Below are 25,236 nucleotides of genomic sequence, written 5' to 3' on the forward strand. Positions count from 1 at the left end.
TTAAAAATATGACTTTCTATAAGGAGAATGTTATGGACATTATCCCTAGAATTAAATATACAAATTGGAGATATGTAAGGCTAGGACTTCAGCTAGTTGTCAGCTTCATACCATTAATCATCTTAACAACTTCTCTTGATACTTTACTATATCAATTCAGGATGATCTGCCTTTTTCAAACAGCGACCGTTATTATTTTCGCAGTGACCGCTTTTTTTAATAAAAGTGAAGAGTTTTTAAAGTTGACACGTATCCTTGTATTTTATAACTTGTTAGTCATATCTATTATTTTCTTAATTTATTATGTATCCAATATTCTGGTGATCACAAACTATTATGGTTTTGAAGGACTTTTTAGAAAAAATGTTAAAGTTGCGAAGTGGATTTATTTTTTTATTTGTTTTTTTCATCCAATTGCTTTGCCTATTCCTGAAGCGATAACAGTTCTAGCTGCAAGTGCAGTATTTGGTTCGTTTTACGGTTTTATTATTGATTTTGTAGGAATATTTTTAGGTAATGCAACAATGTTTTTTTTAGCTAGATATGGAGGCTTAAAGGTCGTTAACCGATTTATAAAAACAAAGCATCTTTCAAAGTATAATGAGTATGTAAAAAAAAATGAGACGCTTTTTATGACAATTCTTTTAATCATTCCAATATTGCCTGATGAAATAGTTAGTGTCGGAGCGGGAATTTCTGAAGTTAAGGCAAAAAAATATCTATTTATTGTTGGAATCTCTAAATTAATAACCTCTTTCCTAATTGCCTACTCTATAAAACTCCGGGAATTATTGTCATTATCAACAAATCAAATCATGATATTAATTTCAATAATCGTTTTAACAGGATTTTTAATTGCATCCTTTATTAAAAAGAAAAGAAAATTAACTACCAATGAAAAATAGGAGCTATTCACCTCCTATTTCAGACTGCCTGCCAAACGCTCGCTTTCTTCGTTGCTTCGCCTGCTGAGCGGTACTCATTACAAAGGGTAACTCCGCTCCTCGCCAGGCTTCGCGCTCGAAAGACAAGCGTTTCAATCAGTCTGAAAATCAGATAAATAGGACTTTGTCTACACACAGAAATATATAAATCTTAAAAGACGATGCTTTTTTGAATTCGTCGTTTAAACTGATTAATCATTTGTTCTAAGCAAAGAATATTTAAATCGTTATTTTTATGAATACTTTTTATTGAACAATAAGTTTATTGGAACGGAAGGATGCTCGACTCCTATGGGAGATGCGGAAAGGCTGAGACCCCGCAGGCAATGCCGAGGAGGCTCAGGTTTCGCCCCATGGAAAGCGAGCATACTGTAGTGGAAATGAACATCACTCAACTTCCTTTACGAAAGTCTAGCAATTAATTTGACAAGATTATTTTTCAACAGCGTGAAAAATAGGAGCTATTCAGCTCCTATTTTTTTACTTTAACGTGTTGCAGTTTAAGTTGTAACGGGCACATTTTTAAAATTCTTTATTATTTCTTAAGAATTATTTATAAAAACACTTTAGAAATATTAATAAAAATAATAAAAAATAGGAATGTTCATATTTAAGGATTTGTTAAAAATGATGAAATGAGGAAAAAATATTGAAATATCGTCTAATAGCTTTAATCAGTAGTTGGTTCATTTTATTAACTTGTTTGTATTTTCTTGGGATCATTCCTTTTTCAAAAAATGAACTAATTCATTTTATTACAAATAAACAAGAGTATGCTATGTTATTATATTTTGTTATTTTTGCTTTTCGATTAATCTTGATGATACCTAGTTCATTATTTTTAATGATAGGGGTATTCCTATTTAATCCGTGGATTGTACTTCTCATTTCTGTTTGTTCAATGTTTGTCACTGAAAGTATCATCTATCTTATTGGAAAAAAAATAAATAAGTCGGAATGGTATAAAAGTTTTCTAAACAAACATCCAAAAGTAGGTCAAAGATTAAAGAAGAATCAATATTGGATGTTGTTTATATTAGGTGCAGTTCCAACTTGTCCAACAGATGCAGCTTGTTTAATTTCATCAGCATCAGGAATGAAATACAAACCGTTTATTTTGATTGTCTTATTAAGTAACGCATGCTACGCACTATGGTATGTATTACTAGGCTCTTATGTGCATTTTTATTAATTATGCTAAAATCTTTATAATTCTTAAGAATTTTAGTGACTATTTCTTCAGATATACATTTTAAGATAAGCGTATCTTAAAAAAAATCTTTTTTTGGAGGAAAAGTTAATGAAAAATTTATTATTCCTATTTCAATATATATTAAAACCGCGAACTGTAGGCGCAATAATGCCTAGCTCATCATTTCTTGCAGAAAAAATGCTAGATGATATTAATTTTAGGACAGCTAATACAATCGTAGAATACGGTCCTGGCACCGGCGTTTTTACTGAAAAATTACTTGAGAAAAAAATGGACAAAACAAAAATCATTTTAATTGAAAAAAACCAAGATTTTTATAATCATTTAAAGAAAAAATATAGAGATAAACGTAATGTGTTTATTATTAATGGTAGCGCAGAAAACATAGTGAAATATTTGGAAGAAATGGGTATTGCCCAAGTAGACTATGTCATCTCGGGACTTCCTTTTGCTAGTTTACCAATCAATGTATCCAACATGATTTTATTTAATACAAAAAGAGTTCTATCTGATTCAGGTAAATTCGTTACGTTTCAATATACACAGAGAAAAATGAAATTTATCAATACCTATTTTAAAAATATGAAGATAAAAAGGGAATATAGAAATTTACCCCCTGCATATGTTTTAAGTTGCTATAATTAACGAAATACTTGGAAGGAATTAGCCAAATGATAAGTAAAATACTGGTTGTAGACGACGATGAAAATATAAAAAAACTGATCTCTATTTACCTTGAAAACGAAGGGTATACTACTTCATTAGTGAGTAATGCGGAAGAAGCTCTAGCATTATTACAGCATGAGGATTTTGATTTAATTATATTAGACATTATGCTTCCAGGGTTAAATGGGATCGAAGCATGTATAAAGATACGTGAAGAAAAGACATTGCCGATTATAATGATTTCTGCAAAGTCTGAAGATCTGGATAAAATACAGGGATTAAGTTCAGGTGCAGATGATTATCTTACAAAGCCTTTTAATCCCCTTGAATTAATTGCAAGAGTAAAATCTCAATTAAGGAGATATAAAAAATATAATCATGTTCAAAAAAATGATGAATCAATCGTAGAAGTTGGGGACTTGCAACTGAATTCTGAAACTCGCCAAGTTTGGGTTAGAAATGAAGAAAAAAGATTAACGCCTAAAGAATTTGAGATTTTAGAGTTACTAGTGCGTAACAAAGGTATAGTACTAAGCGTTAGTAAGATTTTTGAGGCAATCTGGAAAGAGGACTTTTTAAAGTCAGATAATACGGTAATGGTTCATATTACAAATATACGAGACAAAATAGAAGACGATCCTAAACATCCAATCTATATTAAAACCGTTTGGGGTATTGGGTACAAAGTATGAATAAATTATTTTATAATTGGCAACGAATTAGTTTCAAGTTATTAATCGCAATCGCAATTAGTTTTGGAGTGTCATTAATCTTTTCAATTATCATATCAACAGTGTTTATACAGCCCTATATTTTAAGTCATCAAAATAATGTTAATACATTACAATATAATCTGGTTATTATACCGAACTTTATAATGATCATTTTAAGTTTCATCATTAGTTTTCTATTATTAATTAGAAACAAAATAATCTATTTAAAACAAATTTCAAATACCGTGCATTTAATCTCGCAAGGTAATTTAGGCATCGTAATTGATTTGAAAGGGAAAGATGAATTAACACAATTAAGTATGAATATTAATTCGATGTCAAAAGAACTGGAAAGAAAATTTAAATATGAGCGCCAATTGGAAAAAATAAAAAATGAACTGATAACAAGTGTTTCTCATGATTTAAGAACGCCTCTAACTTCTATATTAGGGTACACGGATTTATTAAGAAAAAAGGAATACAAAAATGAGAACGAATTGAATGATTACTTGAATACAATTTATATAAAATCAAATGATTTAAAGAATTTAATAAATGAACTTTTTGAATTTACCAAGTTATCGAGCCCAGATATTTTATTATCGAAACAAAGAATTGACCTAAGTCAATTGATGGAACAAATCATTGGTGAGAATATACCTATTTTTCAAAAAGAAGGATTAGAAATTAAAAAGGAAATAATCGCTGAAGATATTTATATTCCTATTGACGTTGAAAAAATGGTGAGAGTGTTTGATAACTTATTTATAAATGCCTTGAAGTATAGTGTTAAACCTTCAATCATTAAAGTAAGTTTAATTCAAAAAGAAAATGAAGTGTTATTTTCGATATCAAATGAGGGAGCGAATATTAAAGAGGAGAATCTTGAGCGGTTATTTGAAAAATTTTATCGTGAAGATCAATCAAGAAAAAGTGAGGGAAGTGCAGGATTAGGACTTGCTATCTCTAAACGAATTGTTGAACTGCACAAAGGAAGTATTTGGGTCGAACTAAAGGATGGATGGATAACTTTTTTTGTGAAATTAAACAAAAAAATACAATGATACATAAAAAATAAAAGAGTCGTTTTACTAACGACTCTTTTATTTATTCTACTACTAATTAAATCAACGCCCACTCATCCCTTGTGCTTTACCACGAAGCCTCAGTCTTCGCCTAAAGACTCGCCGATCTTCGAGTTTTCTATATCGGTTTTCCAAAGTGCACCAGGCCAGTATGCAAATCTTCCTAATACAGTCGTAATTGCAGGTACTAGAAGAGGTCGAACAATGAATGTGTCAATTAATACTCCGACACAAGTAACAATGCCAAATTGTACTAATACTTGAATTGGTAAGGTTGCTAAAACAAGGAATGTTCCTGCCAAAATCAAACCTGCAGATGAAATAACAGCTCCCGTTTTCGCCACCCCGTTAGATACAGCGTCTTGATGATTTTGTTTTTTTCTATTTTTCCAAATTTCTGAGACCATAAATATATTGTAGTCTTCTCCTAATGCCACTAAAAACACAAAAGAGTATAAAGGTATTGATCCTTGAATAGCAGTAGCACCAAGACCATAGTGTAGAATGAGCCATCCTGCACCTAATGCTGAAAAATAAGATAGGATGACGGTAAGAATTAGGTATATCATCGCCGTAATTGAACGAAGATAAGTTAATAATAGTAATGCGATTAAACCAATCATTACCGGTATAATAATCGATTGATCTCGTTCAGTTGTATTTTTTGTATCTAAATTAGTGACGGTTTCTCCACCAATCCAATAATGTTTTTGGACATCTTTTATTTCGTATTGATTCAATAAATTTTTTATTTTATTTTCTAATTGAGGTATTCGGTTCATACCTTTAATTGAATAGGGGTTATCAACTAAAGAAACTTCGTATAGTTGTAGTGTATTCTTATATTTACCCGCAATTGGTTCAGTTACTTCCTTAACATAAGGTAGTGATTCTAATTCTTTTTTGACTGGAATATTTTTGTTCTCTGTATCAACTACCACTTTAACTGGTGCCAGTAAACCAGAAGAGTAGTGTTTTGATATTAGATCAAATCCTTCTCTTGATGGCATATCCTTAGGAAATGATTGTAATAGATCATACGTATACTGTACGCGTGGCACAAATAGTGCAAGTCCTCCTAAAAGGAATATAGAAACTAGTATAATTGTCCATGGTTTACGTGTAACGAGTTTACCAATTTTTTGGTTAATATTAATTCTTGATTGTTTTTTCTTCAAAGGTTTTACTTTTTTCATTGCTCTTTCTGCATCCATTTTTTTTGTTCTAGGAATAAATGGATAAAATGATACTCTACCTAAAATTGCAAGTATTGCAGGAAGAATTGTTATCGCAGCTATACCCATAATGAGTACAGCAAAACTAAATGGTACTGCAAATCGATGGAATGCGCCATAATGGGCTAATAATAACGTACCAAGTCCGATTACAACCGTTAATGCACTCATCGTAATAGCACCACTTGACTCTTTCATAGCCATTTGCAGAGCTTTATATTTATCTTCTTCTTTTAGTAAAAACTCCCTGTATCTGGAAATTAAAAATAAACAATAATCAGTCCCAGCTCCAAATAAAAGAACTGTCATAATTGAAACGGCTTGAGCGTCAACCGTTATTATCCCTTTATCGCCTAGTATTCCTAATAAAGGACTAATCACCCCATAAGAAAAACCAACTACAATTAATGGGACAAGTGCCATAATTGGTGAGCGATATAAAATAATTAAGAAAACAAGTACAAGGACAACAGTTGAGATTAAAAGTTTAATGTCTGCTTGAGAAAATAAACTAACAGCATCTGTTTGAATACCCACTGGACCAGAAAAACGAACATGCAGTCCAGAATCAGTTAATTTACGGTCTATTGGCGAATGATCTATCTGGTTATTAATTAGTCTCTTTAATTTTTTAATATTTTCTTGAAGAACTTCGTCACCTGCTTTTTTATCAAATAGAACAGGGGTTATGATTGTTGTACCATCTTTTGATGCTCCTTGAGCGAGTGCTTGAAGTGGCATTAAATCAAAAGAAGGTAAAGTTAATTGGTTATTTAACGGATTGTTTTTTAGTTCTTTATATAGATTTTGTATGTTTTGGTAATCAGTAGGATTTAATCCTTCTTTACGATTCCATACAATTAATAAAGGATTTCCCGAATCACTTGGAAACTCTTTTTTGATTAGTCGATCTGCCTTTTGAGACATAGAAGTGTTAGGCAAGTTCTGAGCCTGATTATTTTCGACTTTATTTACGGATGGAAAAGCAAAAGATAAAACAACCGTTAATAAAACCCAAACTAGCAATGTAACCCATCTCGATTTTTTGTTACTGACAAATTTACCCCATGAATAAAAAGGGTGTTGTTTCATATAACTTTCACCTCTTTGCAATGTATTAATTCACCATAATTATATATACTGGTTAGTTAATTAATCAAGAACTTTTAATATGATATACTGTAAATAATTATAAAGTTAGGAGAGAGCAACTTGGAACAAATGAATCGCCCTCTTGGAAGACCACCACAGGATACGAAAAAAAAACCTACAAAAACTTTAATAATTGAGAATGCAGTTCAATTGTTTATTCACCATGGTTACCAATTAGTTTCAATGGATGATGTAGCCAAAAGATGCAATGTGACAAAAGCAACCGTTTATTATTATTATCCAACAAAAGCAGATCTTTTTACGGATGCCATGATTCAAATGATGGTAAGGATCAGTAATCGAATTGCTGAGATTCTTTCAAACGATAAATCGTTAAAAGAAAATCTATTTGAAATAGTGAAAGTACATTTGAAAGCAACATTCGATATTGATATGAAAACATTTATGAAAGAAGCGAAAGTTGCTCTGTCTAATGAACAAATACAGCAATTAAATGATGCAGAAGAAATGATGTATAACGTGATTGAACAGGCAATCTTCAATGCAATTGAAAAGGGAGAAATTCCTAAAGGGAATGCTAAATTTTATACACAAGTATTCTTTGCAATTTTAACGGTAGGAAATAATAGAGATGCAGATCAAAAATCGTTATTTTCAATTGAAGAAATGGCTGAACAAATCATTCAATTCTTTTGGAATGGTTTGGATGTTTAAATAAAAAGAAGATTTACTGTAATCGTAAATCTTCTTTTTCAAGCTGTTGAAAAATAATCTTGTCAAATAATGACCAAATTTTCGTAAAGGAAGTTGAATGATGTTCATTTCCACTACAGTATGCTCGCTTTCCATGGGGCGAAACCTGAGCCTCCTCGGCATTGCCTGCGGGGTCGCAGCCTTTCCGCATCTCCCATAGGAGTCGAGCACAAAAAAAGGAAGTTGAATGATGTTCATTTCCACTACAGTATGCTCGCTTTCCATGGGGCGAAACCTGAGCCTCCTCGGCATTGCCTGCGGGGTCGCAGCCTTTCCGCATCTCCCATAGGAGTCGAGCACCCTTCCGTTCCAATCAACTTATTGTTCAATGAAAGTATTCATAAAAAACGATTTAAATATTCTCTACTTAGAACAAATGATTAGTCAGTTAAACAAATGACAAATTCAAAAAAACAGCATCTTTTATATTGACCGTTATATATTTCAACACTCTGAAAAAGAAGATTTACTGTAATCGTAAATCTTCTTTTTCAAGCTGTTGAAAAATAATCTTGTCAAATAATGACCAAATTTTCGTAAAGGAAGTTGAATGATGTTCATTTCCACTACAGTATGCTCGCTTTCCATGGGGCGAAACCTGAGCCTCCTCGGCATTGCCTGCGGGGTCTCAGCCTTTCCGCATCTCCCATAGGAGTCGAGCATCCTTCCGTTCCAATAAACTTATTGTTTAATAAAAGTATTCATAAAAAAACGATTTAAATATTCTTTGCTTAGAACAAATGATTAATCAGTTTAAACGACGAAATCAAAAAAGCAATGTCTTTTAAGATTTGAATTCATTTTTCTAAAAATTAGTATTTAATAGTTTAAACTTATAAAAAGATGATCTAAGTATTGAATTGAGTTTGACGGAGTTATAAATATTATTCAAAACATATTATTAGAACATCAAAAAATACTAACTTTATCATAAATAAAGTTCACATAATAACCTTTTCTTATCCCTATGTTCTGTTAATCTTAAAATATAGTATCTAATTATATACATAACTTGAGAGAAGAGGTGTTATCAATGACTTTTGAAATCAAAGGAATTGATCATATTCAATTAGTTTGTCCAAAAGGTGGAGAGGATCAAGCTAGAGAATTTTATGGCGGAGTATTAGGAATGAAAGAATTACCAAAGCCTGAAAATTTAAAAGGTAGAGGTGGTTGTTGGTTCAATTGCGGTAACCAAGAAATCCATATCAGTATTCAGGAAGATTTTATAGCTCCTAAAAAAGCCCATCCAGGTTTAATTGTTACAAATATTGAGGTATTAAGGGAAAGATTACTTTCACTTGGCTTGGAGATAAAAGAGGAACCACCAATTGAAGGAAGAACAAGATTTTTTGTAAATGATCCATTCGGAAATCGAGTAGAATTTTTGGAATTTCATTAAAAATCGTTTTAAAGCATTGCTCCTTATAAGCAGGAAGTAATGCTCTTTTTATTGAAATTAGTATTGTACGTTTAACATGATGTTTAAATTTATCTAATTAATAAGGAATTGTGGCTTTTGCTAGACTGGGGGGATGTTATGAGGATTATTCCTTTTGAAAATACACACTTAGATGAAGCGGCTAGTCTATTGGCTATCCGTCATATGTATGACCGAAAAACTCATCCAGAGTTGCCATCTAAATTTGAAAAAGTTGAGAACGCTAAGAAAGCAATTGAAGAACTGTTAAAGGAAAAGGGTTTTGGTTTTGTAGCACTGGAAGGGTCCAGGGTAGTGGGTTATATGATTGGATCGATTCACACTGATAAAAATCGTGAACGCCATACTTGGATTAAATATGCAGGAACAGCTATAGCAGAAGGTATAAATGTAGAATTATATCGTGAATTATATACAGAGTTTGCAAAGGAAATGATTGAGAATGGTTCTTTTAATCATTATGTAATGGTACCTAGTGGAAATACATACACATTAGATTCCTGGTTTCGTTTAGGGTTTGCCTACGAACAAGTTCATGGAATCCGCGATATATCCGTTTCACCACTTATGGATAGTAAGAATTTAGAAATCAGAGTGGCTAGTAAAGATGATGAAAAACGAATTCGTGAACTAGCAACTGTCATAATGGAACACCAAACAAAGTCTCCTGTATTTGCACCGGGATTTAATGAAGATAGAGAAGATTACCAAGACGGGTATGCAGAATTAATTGATGATGAGGCAACAACTTTGTGGGTAGCACTCGATCAAAATGAAATTGTAGGTTTTCAAGTATTCATGCCAGCGGAAGTTTCAGATGGGAATATGCTTACACCTGATTCTTGTACGAGTTTAGTAGTTGGAGCAACGATCGAATCAGCACGAGGTATGGGCGTTAGCACGGCCTTATTTCAACATGGTCTTGGCAGTGCAATGAAAGAGGGCTGTCAGTATTGTGAAACTGATTGGAGAATGACAAATTTAGAATCATCAAGATTTTGGCCTAAAAATGGATTCAAACCGATTGCCTATCGATTGGTCCGTAAAATTGATCCGAGAATAATTTGGGCAAAAGGAATTTAGAAGAGAAGGAAAGGAAAAAAGCATTCGATAAGAGAATTCAAATAGAATGTCTTAGTCCTTTGATCAGGCTCTTAAAAAAGGAGTAGAAAGATGAAATTAGTTGGTAATAATGTGTATTTAAGACTGCTAGAAGCTGTTGACGCTGGCGAGGTTTTGGAATATGAAGTTCGGAATAGAGTGTTTTTTAAACCCTTTACATATATAAAAGAAGAAAGTTACTACACGATTGAGGCTCAACAGGAACGAATAAGGAATAATAAAGAGAAAAGTGAAAATGATTTATACTATGGGTTTGGTATCTTTTTAAAGGAAACGGATGCTCTAATTGGCAATATCATGCTATCTGAAGTTTTAAGAGGAGATTTACAAAGTTGTTTTGTTGGTTATTCTTTAGATGAACAGCAAAATGGAAAAGGATATACAACTGAAGCTGTAAAGTTAATTGTAGAATTTGCATTCAATGAATTAAAATTACACCGAATCGAAGCAGGTGTAATGCCGCATAACATTGGCTCAATACGAGTATTAGAGAAGGCAGGCTTTCATAAAGAAGGGATTGCAAAGAAAAACGTTCGAATTAATGGAAAGTGGGAAGACCACCAAGTATTAGCAATTATTAACGAAAATGAATAAAGAAATAGTTTGGAGGTATAAAAGTGAATATTATTAGCTATCTAGATTTATCTAAAAGACCTCATCGTTTAACGGTAGAGAGAGCGATGGAATCATCATTAGATGTGTTATATGAGGCATGGACAAAAAGATTTGGTGACTGGTTTGCAGCGCCAGGCTCAGTCATTATGAAAGCAGAGGTTAATTCAGTTTTTTTCTTTGAAACACATTTCGAAGAAAAGCGTCATCCTCATTATGGTCGCTTTTTAAAGCTTGAGCATAATCAACTTGTAGAGATTACTTGGTTTACTTCAGGTTCAAAAGCTGAAACTGTTGTAACTGTAGAATTTTCTACAAATGAAAATGGTTTAGCTGTTATTAAGCTTACCCATGCAGGGTTTCCTGATGAGTTAGCAAGAGACCAACATGAGCAAGCGTGGCCAATGGTACTTGAACAGCTGGACAGACGTATGAAGGAATTAGCTTAATGATGAAAAAAGAGCCTTTTCTTCTAGAGCTACAAGTATTAAAGGAGATCGCTGAAATATTAAATGAGGGTACTGACTTAAACAGTACCCTAAATTGTGCTTTGGCTAAACTAATTCAGGTGACGGGGTTAGATACGGGTTGGATTTTTCTAATCGATAAAAATGGGAATTTTGATTTAGCTGCGTCGCACGAATTACCTCCTGCCCTTATGAATAAGGAAGCAAAACCGATGCACTGTGGAGATTGTTGGTGTGTAGATAAGTACAATACTGGCCGGCTAAATAAAGCATCGAACATAATGGAATGTAAAAGGTTAGAAGATTCAATTATTCATAATTGGGGAGAAACAAATAATGTCACTCACCACGCGACTGTTCCACTACAAGCGGGTGAAGAATCCTTTGGTTTATTAAATGTTGCTGCCTCTAATAAATTAAAATTTGACCAGGAGGAATTGAATTTATTAGGTGCAGTTGCGTTACAAATTGGAACAGCAATTAAACGAATTCAATTAACTGAAAAGGTAAAAGAAATAGAAGTAATTCAAGAAAGAAATCGACTTGCCAAGGACTTACACGATTCTGTGAGCCAATTATTGTTTTCTATTAATGTAACGGCAAAGGCCGGAATGAATGTTTCAGATAATCAGAAGGTAAAAGATACATTTAATCAGATTCAACAAATTGCGCAGGAAGCTCAAGCAGAAATGAAAGCCTTGATTTGGCAATTGAGACCTCAGGGAATCGAAAAAGGTATTGTAGGCGCATTAATTAATTACGGAGAAATGTTAGGATTAAATGTACATAGTAGTGTAAAGGGTACTTCTATCTTGCCAGCCAAAATAGAAGAAACCTTATGGCGTGTAGGGCAGGAAGCATTTAATAACTGCAGAAAACACTCAGGGCAAAATAATATTTATATCCAATTAACAATCAGTACAAAAAAGGTGAAAATGACGATTCGGGATAATGGTATAGGGTTTGTTTGTCCGAAAGATGTACAAATTCCTACGTTAGGTTTGAAAAGTATGAAGGAAAGAGTCGAATCGATAAAAGGATCGTTTTTAGTTGAAAGTGAGTTAAACAAAGGAACTAAAATTACGACGAGTATTCCTTTTTAAGAAGGAGAAACAATCTATGTCTATTAAAATATTAATTGCCGATGATCATCATGTAGTTAGAAGAGGACTGATTTTTTTTCTAAATACGCAAGAAGACATCGAGGTTATTGGAGAAGCTTCGAATGGTGAAGAGGCAATAAACTTAATTAAAGAACTAAAACCAGATATTGTCATCATGGATTTATCAATGCCAATTATAGATGGAATTGAAGCCACATCACGAATTAAAAATGAGGGACTGGCTGTTAAAGTAATGATTCTAACTAGTTTCTATGATCAAGATCACATTTTACCTGCTATTGAAGCGGGGGCTGTAGGCTACTATTTAAAAGATAGTGATCCAGATGAGCTAGTTTCGGCAATTCGTAAAATTTATGATGGGGAAAATCAGTACCATTCCAAAGTAACAACTCAACTTGTTTCTGCTTTAACTAGAAAAACCGAAGTAAAACAGGAACAACCATTACAGGATAAGTTAACAAAACGTGAGATTGATGTGTTGAGGGAAATTACAAAAGGGAAAAGTAACAAAGAAATTGCTTCTGCTTTATTTATTACTGAAAAAACTGTAAAAACGCATGTTTCAAATATATTAGCAAAGACTCAACTTCAAGATCGAACTCAACTAGCGCTGTATGCAATTCGAAACAAAATAGCTGAATAACATTTTTTTGTTAGGCTTCAGATTAGATTTCAACTAAATGATAGAAAGGAAGAGTTTGATGAGAATTCTCGTATTAGGAGCTGGAGGAGTTGGCGGCTACTTTGGAGGTCGTTTAGTAGAAAAGGGAGAAGATGTTACGTTTTTAGTACGGACTAATCGGAAAAGACAACTAGATGAACACGGCTTAGTTATTCGTAGTGTAAATGGAGATTTTACTTTTCAACCGAACCTACTAACGACTAATGACACTGCTGAAGTTTTTGATCTTGTTCTATTCTCAACGAAGTCATATCACTTAAGTGATGCGATAAAGGATGTTAAACCGTTCGTAGGTGAACAAACAGTTATTTTGCCCCTATTGAACGGAATTGCCCATCTAGATGCATTAAAAAATGCCTTTGGTGAAAATAAGATTTTAGGTGGACTATGTTTTATCGAAACAACATTAAATGAAGTTGGAGAAGTTGTTCAAACAAGTAAAGCAGCTAGACTTGTATTTGGTGAATTTCTTGGAAAAGAAACTGATCGTATTAGAAGAATTGCTGATGCATTTGATGGCACAAAAGCGGATTTTGTCCTTAGTAAACAAATTGAACGTGATATGTGGCACAAATATTTGTTTATTACCGTTATGTCTGGTGTAACATCCCTAATGCGCGCCCCTATTGGGCCAATTAGGGAAAGTGAAGGTGGAAGAGCTCTTATCCGTCAATTGTTCGAAGAATGTGCTAACATTATGATCTCTCAGAAAGCACCATTATCCGACAGTATTATTGATGAACATATGATAGCAATCGATGCAATTGGATATGATATGAAATCCTCATTACAAAGAGATATGGAAAAAAATTCACTAGTAGAGGGAGAACATTTGCAAGGATACTTACTTGAAATTGCAAAGAAAAAGGATATCCCTGCAAAATTGCTTGAAATGGTTTATCAAAATATTAAAGTCTATCAGAAGATACAACAAGATCAGTTAAATAGATAAAAGGGATTCTTAGAGTAACTGTGGTCCTGAATTTAATCTACAACTTTAGTTGTAGATTTTTTTATTTTTCAACTACACCAAATCGAGTAGAAAAGTTCTACCATACGACTGAAGTTTGCACTTTACCATTTGACTATACTAAAAGTACAAATAAAAAGGAGTGGGAAAAATGAATATTGTAATGATCAACGGAAGTCCAAGAAAGGAAGGTCGCACAGGAAAATTAACTTCAATCATTTCTAAAAAATATAATCTAAAAAAAATCGATTTAAGTGAATTAGTATTGCCTATCTTCAATGGACAAGAAGAACAAAACGAAAATGTTAATATACAAAAATTAAGATTACAAATGGAAAATGCGGATGCAATTATTGTGTCCACACCTGAATACCATGGTGGGATGAGCGGAGCTTTAAAAAATGCTTTTGATTTCTTAGGAAGCAAGCATTTTAAAGATAAACCAGTTGCAATATTGGCTGTTTCTGGAGGAGGAAAAGGAGGAATTAATGCTTTAAACAATATGAGAATTGTTTTAAGAGCATTATACGCTAATGTGCTATCAAAGCAAGTTGTAATTGATCCTTCAGACTTTGTTTCAGAAGGTACTGGGCTAGGAGAAAACGCATCCTTTTTAGTAGATGGATTAATTCAAGAATTAAAGCTTTATACACAACTATCCAAAAAGCTAAACGAAGAATGGGCTGCATCAAATTATTAAAAAGTGAAGGTGATTACAATGAAAAACTGGGTTCAGTTTAGAATTGCAAGACCGACAGATCAACTAACTGAAATAAGTAAGTTTTACGGTGAAGGACTTGGATTAAAACAAGTGGGTGGATTTCATAATCATGATGGTTACGACGGGATTATGTTCGGATTACCCGATGTTGAATATCATCTTGAGTTTACTCAACATATTGATGGAAGTCCTTGTCCTGCTCCAACGAAGGATAATCTTCATGTATTTTATTTACCTGATGCAAATGAAATTGAGCTGATTAAAAATAGATTAAATCGAATGGGTTATCATGAAGTTGAACCCGAAAATCCATACTGGCTTGGAAAGAGTATTACCTTTGAAGATCCAGATGGATGGAGGGTTGTTTTGATGAATACTGAGGGATTGAAGGGTAAGTAAAAAAGGGCCTCCCTAATGGAAGGTCCTTTTAGACTGTTGAAAAACGCTCGCTTTCTTCGTTGCTTCGTCTGCCTGCGGTGCTCATTACTGACTAATGGTAACTCCGCTCCTCGTCAGTCTTCGCGCCTGAAAGACAAACGTTTTCAATCAGTCTGGGTATCTAGTTTATGGAACTTTTTTTGTATTGTGTTTATGTATATTAATTTAATTGGAATATACATAAATGGATTTTAAAGGTCATTAGACTAGTGGTCTATCTATTAAAGTGGCGAATTCTAGTTCATGCTCATGATTATCGATGATCGTAGTCATTCCTTTAACAAAATGAACATGCTTACCATTTCCAACAGGAATAGGGGGGCCGGTTTCAATTATTACCTCATGATGGTGGTCTAAAAAATCTGTATTTACTGTTATTCGATGTACGTGACTATGTCGTCCTTTTGGAATTACTTCACTTGTTACACCAGCAAAACGATGATTATGTCGATCTTCACCTTCTTCTGCCAATTTTGTACTAGCTACAAATTCATGTACATGTGTTTGAGGTTTTTCTGTCTCTTCGTTTGACACTCTTTCTTCGTTTGGCTCAATTTCCTCGCGTGACTCTTTTCTTCTTCTTCGATATTCGAATGGGTCTCTTTTCAAAACATATGGCCTCCTTCGTTAAAAGATTGTCTTCATTCTTCATTTTATTAATGCTTATAAATAAATATGTTTCTTAAACGCTTATCATTTAGAAGGATTTTGCGTTGGGAAAATATTGAAACACTTTCGAAAAATAAGTAAAATATAATAAAAATTATAAAAAGAAGGTGTTAGAAAGTGGATACTTACGATTTGAAAATTATTAATCGTTTAATGGATAATTCTAGAATAAAGTGGTCCGATTTAGCCACTGAAATTGGTTTGTCTGCACCAGCTACAGCTGAACGCGTCAATCGATTGATCGAACAAGGTGTCATAAAGAAGTTTGGCGTATTAGTAGATTCAGAAAAAGTAGGCAGTGAACTAACTGCATTTGTAGCTGTTTCACTTGAACGCCCTGAATATCGTGCACCATTTTTAGAATTAATAAATCAATTAGTGGAAGTACAGGAATGTCACCATATAGCAGGTGAAGATGATTATTTACTAAAAATAAGAAGTAGAAATACGAAGGATTTAGATCGAGTAATCAGTCATGAGATAAAAGGAGTACAAGGCGTAATAAGAACGAAAACAACAATTGTAATGGATACAACAAAAGAGACATTTCAACTTCCATTACAAAAACACAAATTTTTTATAGAGTAGGGGTTAGTATGGATATTGAATTTTTCCTAAAGGGCTTATTAATCGGCCTATCAATTGCTGCACCAGTTGGTCCAATTGGGGTTCTATGTATTCGTAGAACTTTAGCACATGGTAAAATGGTTGGTTTGGTTTCAGGTTTAGGTGCAGCGACAGCGGATGGTATTTATGGCTTAATTGCTGGATTTGGATTAACAGTTATTACGAACTTTTTAATCGGTCAGCACTTTTGGATCCAATTAATTGGTGGATGTTTTCTTTGCTATTTGGGCATAAAAACACTAATTTCAAAAGCAAGTTTTTCCCAATCTGAAACTCAAAAGAAAAATATTATAGGTGCATTTTTATCAGTTTTATTTTTAACGTTAACCAATCCGATGACGATTTTATCATTTATTGCTATTTTTGCTGGATTAGGTATATCAAATTCAGGGAGTAGTATTATTTCTTCAGTCGTTTTAGTTTTAGGTGTGTTTTGCGGTTCAACTTTATGGTGGATTATTTTAAGCAGCGGTGTAGGACTATTTAGAAATCGAATTAGTGATAAGTCATTAACAGCTATTAATCGTTTATCAGGTATTATTATTCTTATTTTTGGTGGGATCGCTTTATATGGCTTAATGTAAAAATGGTCATTGCATTTTGTAGGCAATTGCTAGAATTTGTTATTGAGGAATTGGATAGGAATTATAGTGATTTTAGGATTCTTTTAAAAAAAATCGGCTGTCGAATACTTCTCGACAGCCTGATTGTGTTCCATTTTTTATGAAACAGGTTCAACTTTTGTTGCTGTATAGCCCGATCCATTCCATTGGAGATTCACACGGAATTTTTGCGAACCTTTTGTTTTTGCTGATACAGTCCCGACTGAGCCGCCTGGGGTACTTTTGTCGCTCCCTAAAAACCATACAGTCATATTGCTTTGATCAATTCCAGTAGCGGTAGAGATTGTTTGTAGCATCTGCTGCCAATCTTGAGAACTCGAATCATAGTTTGTAGTATGCTGAGAACCCGTTTGTTCAGGTGTTTCCGGTGCTGGACTAGACTCCGAGCTACTCGATGAAGATGAATCGTCTGCTGATGCTGTGTCACTAGTTGTTTCATCATTTTGAGTTTGATCTTGAGACGTTGAGTCCTCACTTACTTGATTGTTGGTTGAATTATCTGTCGTATCTGGCTTGTCCTTCTTTTTGTTGTAATCCGTTTGATTTTTAGCTGAGGCATATAGACTATCTAGGGATGCAGCTTTCTTGTCATCTGCCGGAGAAAAAATCGAACGCATTACAAAGATAATCACTATAAGTACGATTGCAATTGATCCGAATAAAATAAATTTGCCTTTTTTTCTTTTTGATCTGGACTTTGTACGCGAATTACTTTGAAAATTTTTCAATCTAAACACTCTCCCAAACTTGAGAATGTCAAAATTTTATCATGTGTGGTGAAAAACTTATTAGTTGTATCACAAAATTAACAATTTCGTAATATAACTGATAAGTTTTTTTGTTGTGAGTTAAGGAGAAAAAACGACTAGGAGACTTAACACACACACACGGAAAGCGAGAAAAATCAATTACTCTACATATAAAAAGTGAAAAATGGTGAATAAAAAAATAGGAAATCAATAATCTGTACAAAATAAATTATATTGACAGAGAATAGTTGTTGTAACTATAATGATTACATCGGGAGGTTGAATCCTATGAAAATCAGTAGTCGTTTTACCGTTGCTGTTCATATTTTATCATTAGTTACGATTGAGAATAGTGCACTTTGCACTTCTGAATGGATTGCAGAAAGTGTTAATACGAATCCAGTTGTAATTAGAAGAGTAATGGGAAAACTTAAAAATGCTGGCTTAATCCAGGTTCGTCGAGGAACTGGTGGAGCAACACTTCAAAAGTCTTTAAATGAAATTACGCTCCTTGATGTTTACCGAGCAGTTGAAGTTGTAGAAGAAGGAGAACTTTTTCAATTTCATGAAAAACCGAATCCAAATTGTCCAGTTGGAGCAAATATCCAAGCAGTGCTTGAATTGATATTAAATCGTGCTCAAGAAGCGATGGAAAGAATTTTGGATGAAGTTACAATGGAAGAATTAGTTAATGTACTAAGTAAAAAAATTGGATAACATAAATTCAATTTTTTTTACAGGTGATGTAACTACTTTTGTTACATCATAATATATTTTTTTAGGTTTGTTGTAACTGAGTTAGTTACGATGCAATGAAAGATGATCTCGAATTGAGATAAAAAAATTCTAGGAGGAAAAAAAGATGAAAATTGGTATTATTGGTGCAACAGGAAAAGCAGGAAATATGATTATGAATGAAGCGATTGAAAGAGGACATAATGTAACAGCAATCGTAAGAAATTCTTCTAAATTAACAAATAAAGATGTAGCAGTACTTGAAAAAGATTTATTCGATTTAACTACTAGTGATTTAAAACAATTTGATGTTGTAGTTAACGCATTTAAAGCAGCTGAGGGACAAGAGCATCTTTACATCGAAGCTGGGAATGTATTAATCAATGCATTAAAGAATGTAGAAAATACGAGATTAATCGTAGTAGGTGGAGCGGGAAGCTTATTCGTAGATGAAGCAAAAACGATTCAATTAGTTGATACTCCTGAATTTCCAAAAGAATATTTTGCTACTGCTTCAAATATGGCAAAAGGTCTTCAAGATTTACAAAAATCAACTGATATTAATTGGACATTTATTAGTCCTGCTGCATTCTTCGATCCAAATGGAAAAAGAACAGGTACGTACCAAAAAGGAAATGACAATTTTATTGTAAATAAAAAAGGTAATAGCTACGTAAGCTATGCTGATTACGCGATTGCATTAGTAGATGAAATTGAAAATCCACAGCATGTAAATGAACGTTTCACATTAGTTTCTGAGGCTGAATAATCTTTTTTAAAGCGGTTCTATATCTTTGTAGAATCGCTTTTTTTTATGATCAAAAAAAAACGGACTTCATTAAGAAGTCCTCCAAGCTATTAACGTACTTTATTGTCTATATATGCTTCTTTTTATATCCATAGAAATACATGCTTAGAGGCCACCAGATGACTGCGAATATTGGATAAACTGCCCAAATTGTATTTGGAGATGAGATGATATTTACATATATAAAGAAAATACTAATCAGTATACTAGCTGAAAAAGAAAATGCTACATATGATTTTCTATTTGCATGGTAAATAGATAATGGCCACCAAATAACTGCAAAAGCTGGATAAATTACCCACGGATAACTTGGTGTAGCGATAAAATTCAATAATCCATAATAAGCGATCGTTATGATAGAGCCGATTAATGCAATTGAAAATGTCCTAGCTTTTGAGCCTAAATGCATTAAAATTGGCCAACATAAAATTGGATAAGCTGCATAGAAAAACCATAGATAATCTGGTGAATGAACTAAGTTTTCAGTTAGTAGGTACGCAAGTATGACAATACTTCCAAAAAACGAAAATTGTTTCATCGATCTTTTTCCAATGAAGTATAAACTAATAGGCCAAAATAAAAGGAAAAAACAAGGATAAATGAACCAAATCGTACTAGGTGATGTAATAAAATTGACGATCATAAAAAAGAGCATGGTCATTATACATCCAACAGTTGCAAAGCCGATATAATTTTTCATCGATTCATCCCTCACTTTTTACGTTGCCAGTAGAAATACATTGATAGAGGCCACCATAATAAACCAAACATAGGATACACAAACCAAATTGTCTCAGGTGTATAGTAAAAGTTAATAAATATGAATAAAGCGATTAGTAAGCCACTACCCCATAAAGAATATGAAAGATTTAGTTTTGCCAGATTAGCTCTCTTTGCATCAGGCTTCTTTACACCAAGCTCTTTTTTTAATTCTTCAACATCACCAAATTCCACGATTGCTTTATTGATAGCATCTTCTTCTTCTTTCCCATTTTCCATTAAATACATTACTTTTTCTTCTAAATTTTGAATGATCTCTTGTTTAACTAATTCAGTTTCTTTTGTTCTGGGAAACTCTTTAAATAGTTCATCAATATGATTTCTAATTTTTCTCATCTTTTCTCCTCCATAAATAAATCAATAATTTCTTTTACTTCCTGCCATTCTTTAGCTAATTCATTTAAATATGCTTTACCTAATGAAGTAATTTTGTAATATTTTCGTTTTCCGCCATGCGTAATATCACCAAAATAAGCTTCAACCAGTTCCTTTTTTTCTAATCGCTGAAATACTGCATACAATGTAGCTTCTTTAATTTGAAACCGATTATCAGTACGGAGCCCTATTTCCTGAGATATTTCATACCCATATCGATCTTTCTCAGAAATAAGCTTTAATATGATTGAGTCTAGATGCCCGCGTATAATGTCACTTCTAACCATAATTCACCTTCTAAAGTATATTATTCTATCTGATAGAGTAATGTTATCAATAATTACTCTATCTGTCAAAGTAATTTGCTCGTTTTTTTCTTGGGGATTCTAACTTTGTGGAAAATATGAAGGTGCTAATTGATTATCACTACTACCATAATATGTAAAAAATCTACTGAAATAGGACTAGCTCAAATTTTTTTCTACTATATGTCACATTCTCCTTTTTTCATTCGTCTTGATTAGTGAAATAAAGGAAGGGAAGCGATTAATTATGACATCAAATAGATTAAATAATAAGCAAAAGTGGGATGTAGTTGTATTTGGTGGTGGGATTGCTGGTTTAACAGCTTCAATTTATTTAGCACAAGAAGGTAAAAAAGTTTTACTACTCGAAAAAGGTTCTAAATTAGGTGGGCGAGGCAATTCAACTGCAATTGGAAATGCACAATTAAATCTTGGAGCGCATGCGTTATATATAAATTGTATTGAGATATTAAATGAAGTAGGTGTAACGGTCGCTGGTAATCCACCAAAATTAAGCACCTCATTTATTTTTGGCGAACAACCGGACCAAATGAAAGTGATTGAGGCATTTAATTTGTTTGTTGGTAACCATTTAAAATGGAAAGAAAAGATGGAATTTATTCACTTTTATCGTCAAATGAAAAGATTGGATTTAAATGAACTGAATCATATTAGTTTAGAAGAATATTTAAATAAGACAGTCACTAGTAGGCACGTGAAAAATATGATTTTAGCATTTACTCGTGTTACAACTTATACTAATAATCCTTCAATAATGAGTGCAGGGGTGGCAATCGGTCAGTTACGAAGTGCAAAGGTTATGTATTTAAATGATGGCTGGCAATCAATTGTTAATGACTTAGCTAAAAAAGCTGAGCAACTTGGAGTTGACATTAAAAAGAGAGTGGTAGTATCTAAGGTTTTAGGTTCTTATCCAACTATTCAAATCATATTAAAAGATGAACAGCTCATAGAAGCAAACTGTTTACTTTCAACAATTAATCCTCATGATTTTGCTAAGTTAATGAATGAGCAAATTCCACAATCGTTTTTAAACATTTGTAATCAAATGATTCCAGTAAAAGCGGCGTGCTTAGATCTCGTAATGACAGCATTACCTAATCCAAAAATAAATTTCGCAGTGGGTGTAGAGAAACCTTGGTATTTTTCAAATCATTCTACAGTCGCTAAGCTATCAACTAACCCAGGAGAGATTGTTGTTCATGTGATGAAATATTTAAACTCTGCTATTGAATCAGTACCTTCAGATGATGAGCGTGAATTAGAGTGTTTACTTGATTTCATTCAACCAGGCTGGAGAGATTATGTAATTTCACGACGTTTCCTTCCTAAACTAATTGTCAGTAACGACATAAAAAAACCGTTTAATCATTTAGATTATCATTTATCAAACCATCAGGAAGTTGGTATAGAGGGCATATATGTTGCAGGAGATTGGTTAGGGGAAAGGGAAGTTTTATTGAAAGCATCTTTAACTAGTGCTAAAAATGCGTCTAAACTAATAAATGAGAAGCTAGCAGTTCAATTAATCTAATCATAAAGGGGAAGAAATTCCATGGAAGTAGATTATTTATATTCAAAATATAAACCACTTTTATTTTCAATTGGATATAGCATGCTAGGATCAATTGAGGATTCAGAGGATTTAGTACAGGATACATTTCTCGCTATTCAAAAAATGAATTGTTCATCAAAAGAGGATCCAGAAAATATTAAAGCATTTTTGTGTAAAATCATGACGAATCGTTGCTTGGATTTATTAAAATCATCAAAAAATAAACGGGAGGTTTACATTGGACCGTGGCTTCCAGAGCCAGTTATCCAAGGAGTCATCGACCCCGTAAAAGCCGATCCAATGGAGAAGATGGTTTTTGAAGAGACGATTTCATATGCATTTTTAGTATTACTTGAACAGTTGAATCCGACAGAAAGAGCTGTTTTTGTATTAAGAGAAGCTTTTGCGTTTGACTTTCGTACGATCTCAGAGATTTTGAATAAAACAGAGTTAAACTCCCGCAAAATTTTCAGTAGATTGCAGAAGAAAATTCAGTATAGTGAGCAAGATGTACAACGAAATCTTAACGAAGAAATCATCATTGCTAAACGATTTATTGAAGCTGCTGAAACTGGCAACCTAGATCTACTTATCTCATTATTAACAGAGGATATCGTATTAATCACGGATGCTGGTGGTAAAACAAAGGCAGCTCTTCGTCCAATCAGTCAAAAGAAAAATGTTATTGCTTTCTTAGTAGGGGTGAGTAAGAAAATAAAATCTCCTAGCAGTATTGAATGTGTCATTGTTAATAATCAAATCGGTTTATTAATAACAAGTGAGGGAGAGGAACCAACACTTATTTGTTTTGAACGAGAAAAAGAGAGTTACAGAAGAATTTACATGTTACGTAACCCGGATAAATTAAAGTTCTAGTATGTGTGAATGATGTTATCAACATAAATTGGGGTTGTATCAACAAAAATTAGTCCGATATCAACAAAAACAATTCACATATCAACAAAGTTCACAACATTATCAATAAAATCCACAAAGTGTTCGCCCCTCCCCAAAAAGCAAGGGTGTCTCATAAGAGACACCCTTCTATCATTAAAATCAAACGTTTGTTTAACTTCTAAATTTATTTGGGAATTGCTTGATGATGCCTGATGATAATGCATCTGCGAGAACGAAAATGTGGTTAAGTCCAGCATCGAATGCTTTTACATTCCCATCCCAATCCTTTTTCAATCTAGTAACAACTTCATTTGTTATCATTTTCAAATGCATATAGAGTAAATTTTTTAAATCTTGATTTGACCAATTCGGATTTGCTTTGCTTAAAAAAGCAGCTATATCATCTGCGTTTTTAAACCATTGGTCATTAAGTACTTTCAAATTGGCCATATCGTTTAATTTTGCAGCTTCAATGACTTTTCCAGCAATTGCGATATGTTCTGTTAATAATTTAGTAAGCTGATCTCCAGCAGCAGCCCCGTAATAAGGCTTAACAGCATTACCGATGTCTTGTTGATTTCTTAAAAGTCTAGCAAGTGCTTTGTCTTTATCAGGTAATCCATCAATTGCACTAACGATATATTTACTAGTCCATATGACATGATCCGTCCAGAGTTTTCTCATATCACCTTTAAATTTCACTGCTGATTTGCTCATACATTTTCCATGAACTCGCGTATCAGTTACTTCTGCGTTAGATTTTATAGGAGATAAAATTAACGTAAAACATAAAAATAGAGTTGTTATCTTAAGGAATTGCTTTTTCATTTTAAGTCTCCTTTGAATTTTTTCAAAATGTACCAATATTATTTTGGATTTTTTTTCTATTTTCATGCATTAAAAAAGCAAAAAGAGGTTTATTCTTTTTGCTAAAATTACTATTTCTTTAATTTCTGAAGCTCATTAACAGTTACAAACTTATATCCATCTTTTGATAATACCTCTAATATCCCTTTAATTGTTTGGAGTTCTTTACCAGTATGGTCATACATTGGATGAATCAAAATAATCGAACCGGGTTTACATTTTTTCAGTACATACTTTATTTTTTCACTTGGTTTTGTATAAAAAGTATCTGGTTCAATATTCCAAGTAATTGTCTCTCTATTATGTTTATGCAAATAATAAGGTAATCCAACTAGCTTTTTTCCATTTGGAGGACGGAAGTCAATTTCACCTTTATAGCCTACATTTCGTATGTACTTATCTGTTTTTTCGATTTCGCTTTTTATGTAAGAAGGAGATTTAAGTACCATTCGATTATGAGAATACGTATGATTTCCAACTTGATGTCCCGCATTTACAATCTTTCTAGCTTCCTCAGGATCTTTTTTAATTTCATTACCGATTAGAAAAAAAGTAGCTTTTGCATTGTATTGATCTAAGAGTGGCAGAATATCATTAACATTTTTTGTAGGACCGTCATCAAATGTCAATGCGACTACCTTTTGATTCGTATGAACTTGATTAGTCAGCCCACCATATAATTGATAAGTTCTCGAATTCATTAATTTATACAATCCAAATAAGATGAGAACCAAAATAAGAATACTGATGCCGAGTTTTAGTAAACTTTTTTTCATATAAGGTACCTTTCTTTTTAGCTATTGAAATTTAAAATTAATTATATCAATTGCCTCCTAAAAGAATAAAGGAGGAAAAGTAAAGTTTTTAAAAGAATGTAACTAGTAAGGGTTGTTGATTTAACAGAACTCTTAAATAAGTAAAAGTTT

29 protein-coding genes are annotated in these 25,236 nt (G+C 33.0%); 21 read left to right on the forward strand and 8 right to left on the reverse strand.

The genetic code is table 11. The features are described 5' to 3' along the window. Positions 1-32 precede the first annotated feature (32 nt). The 5 genes from B7R67_RS09560 (at position 33) to B7R67_RS09580 (ending at position 4,600) form a co-directional block, all read left to right on the forward strand. Positions 33-905: a TVP38/TMEM64 family protein gene (locus B7R67_RS09560; protein WP_158095061.1), complete on the forward strand. Its 873-nt coding sequence runs from the start codon at positions 33-35 to the stop codon at positions 903-905. 688 nt (positions 906-1,593) lie between these two features. Continuing rightward, positions 1,594-2,136 carry a TVP38/TMEM64 family protein gene (locus B7R67_RS09565; RefSeq protein WP_088069839.1) on the forward strand — a complete coding sequence of 181 codons (543 nt, stop codon included), beginning with the start codon at positions 1,594-1,596 and terminating at the stop codon, positions 2,134-2,136. 108 nt (positions 2,137-2,244) lie between these two features. Continuing rightward, positions 2,245-2,802, forward strand: a complete 558-nt coding sequence (locus B7R67_RS09570; protein ID WP_088069841.1) for a class I SAM-dependent methyltransferase — start codon at positions 2,245-2,247, stop codon at positions 2,800-2,802. A gap of 26 nt (positions 2,803-2,828) precedes the next feature. Next, entirely contained in the window at positions 2,829-3,515 is a 687-nt protein-coding gene (locus B7R67_RS09575; RefSeq protein ID WP_088069843.1) for a response regulator transcription factor, read from the forward strand. Beyond that, entirely contained in the window at positions 3,512-4,600 is a 1,089-nt protein-coding gene (locus B7R67_RS09580) for a HAMP domain-containing sensor histidine kinase (RefSeq protein ID WP_088069845.1), read from the forward strand. Before B7R67_RS09575 ends, B7R67_RS09580 begins: the two co-directional genes overlap by 4 nt. Positions 4,601-4,701: 101 nt before the next feature. On the opposite strand, the gene B7R67_RS09585 is transcribed toward B7R67_RS09580, so the two are convergent. Beyond that, positions 4,702-6,948, reverse strand: coding sequence for an MMPL family transporter (locus tag B7R67_RS09585; protein ID WP_088069847.1), 2,247 nt, complete (start codon positions 6,946-6,948; stop codon positions 4,702-4,704). Positions 6,949-7,068: 120 nt separating this feature from the next. Between B7R67_RS09585 and B7R67_RS09590 the strand changes: the two genes are divergently transcribed. The 10 genes from B7R67_RS09590 (at position 7,069) to B7R67_RS09640 (ending at position 15,260) form a co-directional block, all read left to right on the forward strand. Beyond that, the gene (locus tag B7R67_RS09590) at positions 7,069-7,683 is read left to right on the forward strand and encodes a TetR/AcrR family transcriptional regulator (RefSeq protein WP_088069849.1); all 615 of its coding nucleotides are present in this window, start codon (positions 7,069-7,071) and stop codon (positions 7,681-7,683) included. A 1,072-nt stretch (positions 7,684-8,755) separates the two neighbouring features. Further along, on the forward strand, positions 8,756-9,124 hold the full coding sequence (locus B7R67_RS09600; RefSeq protein WP_088069853.1) for a VOC family protein: 369 nt from the start codon (positions 8,756-8,758) through the stop codon (positions 9,122-9,124). A gap of 138 nt (positions 9,125-9,262) precedes the next feature. Continuing rightward, positions 9,263-10,246: a GNAT family N-acetyltransferase gene (locus tag B7R67_RS09605; protein ID WP_088069855.1), complete on the forward strand. Its 984-nt coding sequence runs from the start codon at positions 9,263-9,265 to the stop codon at positions 10,244-10,246. Positions 10,247-10,336: 90 nt separating this feature from the next. Continuing rightward, complete coding sequence (locus tag B7R67_RS09610) at positions 10,337-10,879, forward strand: GNAT family N-acetyltransferase (protein ID WP_088069857.1); 543 nt, start codon at positions 10,337-10,339, stop codon at positions 10,877-10,879. Between the two features lie 86 nt (positions 10,880-10,965). Next, complete coding sequence (locus B7R67_RS09615) at positions 10,966-11,346, forward strand: SRPBCC family protein (RefSeq protein WP_088069935.1); 381 nt, start codon at positions 10,966-10,968, stop codon at positions 11,344-11,346. Beyond that, complete coding sequence (locus B7R67_RS09620; RefSeq protein ID WP_407920389.1) at positions 11,346-12,467, forward strand: GAF domain-containing sensor histidine kinase; 1,122 nt, start codon at positions 11,346-11,348, stop codon at positions 12,465-12,467. The genes B7R67_RS09615 and B7R67_RS09620 overlap by 1 nt, the downstream gene beginning before the upstream one ends. A 16-nt stretch (positions 12,468-12,483) precedes the next feature. Beyond that, positions 12,484-13,131: a response regulator transcription factor gene (locus tag B7R67_RS09625; protein WP_088069858.1), complete on the forward strand. Its 648-nt coding sequence runs from the start codon at positions 12,484-12,486 to the stop codon at positions 13,129-13,131. Between the two features lie 58 nt (positions 13,132-13,189). Beyond that, complete coding sequence (locus B7R67_RS09630) at positions 13,190-14,122, forward strand: ketopantoate reductase family protein (protein ID WP_088069860.1); 933 nt, start codon at positions 13,190-13,192, stop codon at positions 14,120-14,122. 169 nt (positions 14,123-14,291) lie between these two features. Further along, positions 14,292-14,840 carry an NADPH-dependent FMN reductase gene (locus B7R67_RS09635; RefSeq protein WP_088069862.1) on the forward strand — a complete coding sequence of 183 codons (549 nt, stop codon included), beginning with the start codon at positions 14,292-14,294 and terminating at the stop codon, positions 14,838-14,840. An 18-nt stretch (positions 14,841-14,858) separates the two neighbouring features. Then, on the forward strand, positions 14,859-15,260 hold the full coding sequence (locus tag B7R67_RS09640) for a VOC family protein (protein ID WP_088069864.1): 402 nt from the start codon (positions 14,859-14,861) through the stop codon (positions 15,258-15,260). Positions 15,261-15,500: 240 nt separating this feature from the next. Here B7R67_RS09640 and B7R67_RS09645 read toward each other — a convergent pair whose 3' ends face one another. Beyond that, positions 15,501-15,854 carry a YmaF family protein gene (locus B7R67_RS09645; protein ID WP_088069939.1) on the reverse strand — a complete coding sequence of 118 codons (354 nt, stop codon included), beginning with the start codon at positions 15,852-15,854 and terminating at the stop codon, positions 15,501-15,503. A 231-nt stretch (positions 15,855-16,085) separates the two neighbouring features. On the opposite strand from B7R67_RS09645, the gene B7R67_RS09650 reads away from it, so the two are divergent. Beyond that, positions 16,086-16,556 (forward strand): Lrp/AsnC family transcriptional regulator, encoded by a 471-nt coding sequence (locus tag B7R67_RS09650; protein WP_088069865.1) that lies wholly within the window; start codon positions 16,086-16,088, stop codon positions 16,554-16,556. A gap of 8 nt (positions 16,557-16,564) precedes the next feature. Next, positions 16,565-17,179 (forward strand): LysE family translocator, encoded by a 615-nt coding sequence (locus tag B7R67_RS09655; protein ID WP_088069867.1) that lies wholly within the window; start codon positions 16,565-16,567, stop codon positions 17,177-17,179. 137 nt (positions 17,180-17,316) lie between these two features. On the opposite strand, the gene B7R67_RS09660 is transcribed toward B7R67_RS09655, so the two are convergent. Next, positions 17,317-17,946, reverse strand: coding sequence for a YrrS family protein (locus B7R67_RS09660; protein WP_158095062.1), 630 nt, complete (start codon positions 17,944-17,946; stop codon positions 17,317-17,319). A 309-nt stretch (positions 17,947-18,255) separates the two neighbouring features. On the opposite strand from B7R67_RS09660, the gene B7R67_RS09665 reads away from it, so the two are divergent. After that, the gene (locus B7R67_RS09665; RefSeq protein WP_088069871.1) at positions 18,256-18,684 is read left to right on the forward strand and encodes an Rrf2 family transcriptional regulator; all 429 of its coding nucleotides are present in this window, start codon (positions 18,256-18,258) and stop codon (positions 18,682-18,684) included. A gap of 145 nt (positions 18,685-18,829) precedes the next feature. Beyond that, on the forward strand, positions 18,830-19,471 hold the full coding sequence (locus B7R67_RS09670) for an NAD(P)-dependent oxidoreductase (RefSeq protein ID WP_088069873.1): 642 nt from the start codon (positions 18,830-18,832) through the stop codon (positions 19,469-19,471). Between the two features lie 106 nt (positions 19,472-19,577). Here B7R67_RS09670 and B7R67_RS09675 read toward each other — a convergent pair whose 3' ends face one another. From B7R67_RS09675 to B7R67_RS09685, 3 genes are read right to left on the reverse strand one after another with little or no spacing between them, the layout of a single operon-like run. Then, the gene (locus tag B7R67_RS09675; RefSeq protein WP_088069875.1) at positions 19,578-20,210 is read right to left on the reverse strand and encodes a hypothetical protein; all 633 of its coding nucleotides are present in this window, start codon (positions 20,208-20,210) and stop codon (positions 19,578-19,580) included. 11 nt (positions 20,211-20,221) lie between these two features. Beyond that, positions 20,222-20,626, reverse strand: a complete 405-nt coding sequence (locus tag B7R67_RS09680; protein ID WP_088069876.1) for a permease prefix domain 1-containing protein — start codon at positions 20,624-20,626, stop codon at positions 20,222-20,224. Continuing rightward, complete coding sequence (locus B7R67_RS09685; RefSeq protein ID WP_088069878.1) at positions 20,623-20,952, reverse strand: PadR family transcriptional regulator; 330 nt, start codon at positions 20,950-20,952, stop codon at positions 20,623-20,625. Before B7R67_RS09685 ends, B7R67_RS09680 begins: the two co-directional genes overlap by 4 nt. 265 nt (positions 20,953-21,217) lie before the next feature. Between B7R67_RS09685 and B7R67_RS09690 the strand changes: the two genes are divergently transcribed. Next, entirely contained in the window at positions 21,218-22,525 is a 1,308-nt protein-coding gene (locus B7R67_RS09690) for a phytoene desaturase family protein (protein WP_088069880.1), read from the forward strand. A 21-nt stretch (positions 22,526-22,546) separates the two neighbouring features. Then, positions 22,547-23,422 carry an RNA polymerase sigma factor SigJ gene (gene sigJ, locus B7R67_RS09695; protein ID WP_088069882.1) on the forward strand — a complete coding sequence of 292 codons (876 nt, stop codon included), beginning with the start codon at positions 22,547-22,549 and terminating at the stop codon, positions 23,420-23,422. A gap of 192 nt (positions 23,423-23,614) precedes the next feature. On the opposite strand, the gene B7R67_RS09700 is transcribed toward sigJ, so the two are convergent. Further along, positions 23,615-24,271, reverse strand: a complete 657-nt coding sequence (locus B7R67_RS09700) for a glycosyltransferase (RefSeq protein WP_088069884.1) — start codon at positions 24,269-24,271, stop codon at positions 23,615-23,617. 110 nt (positions 24,272-24,381) lie between these two features. Further along, positions 24,382-25,086 (reverse strand): polysaccharide deacetylase family protein, encoded by a 705-nt coding sequence (locus B7R67_RS09705; protein WP_088069886.1) that lies wholly within the window; start codon positions 25,084-25,086, stop codon positions 24,382-24,384. Positions 25,087-25,236 lie beyond the last annotated feature (150 nt).

This window comes from Gottfriedia luciferensis (assembly GCF_002156865.1).
In the GTDB taxonomy this organism is placed as follows: domain Bacteria; phylum Bacillota; class Bacilli; order Bacillales; family Bacillaceae_G; genus Gottfriedia; species Gottfriedia luciferensis.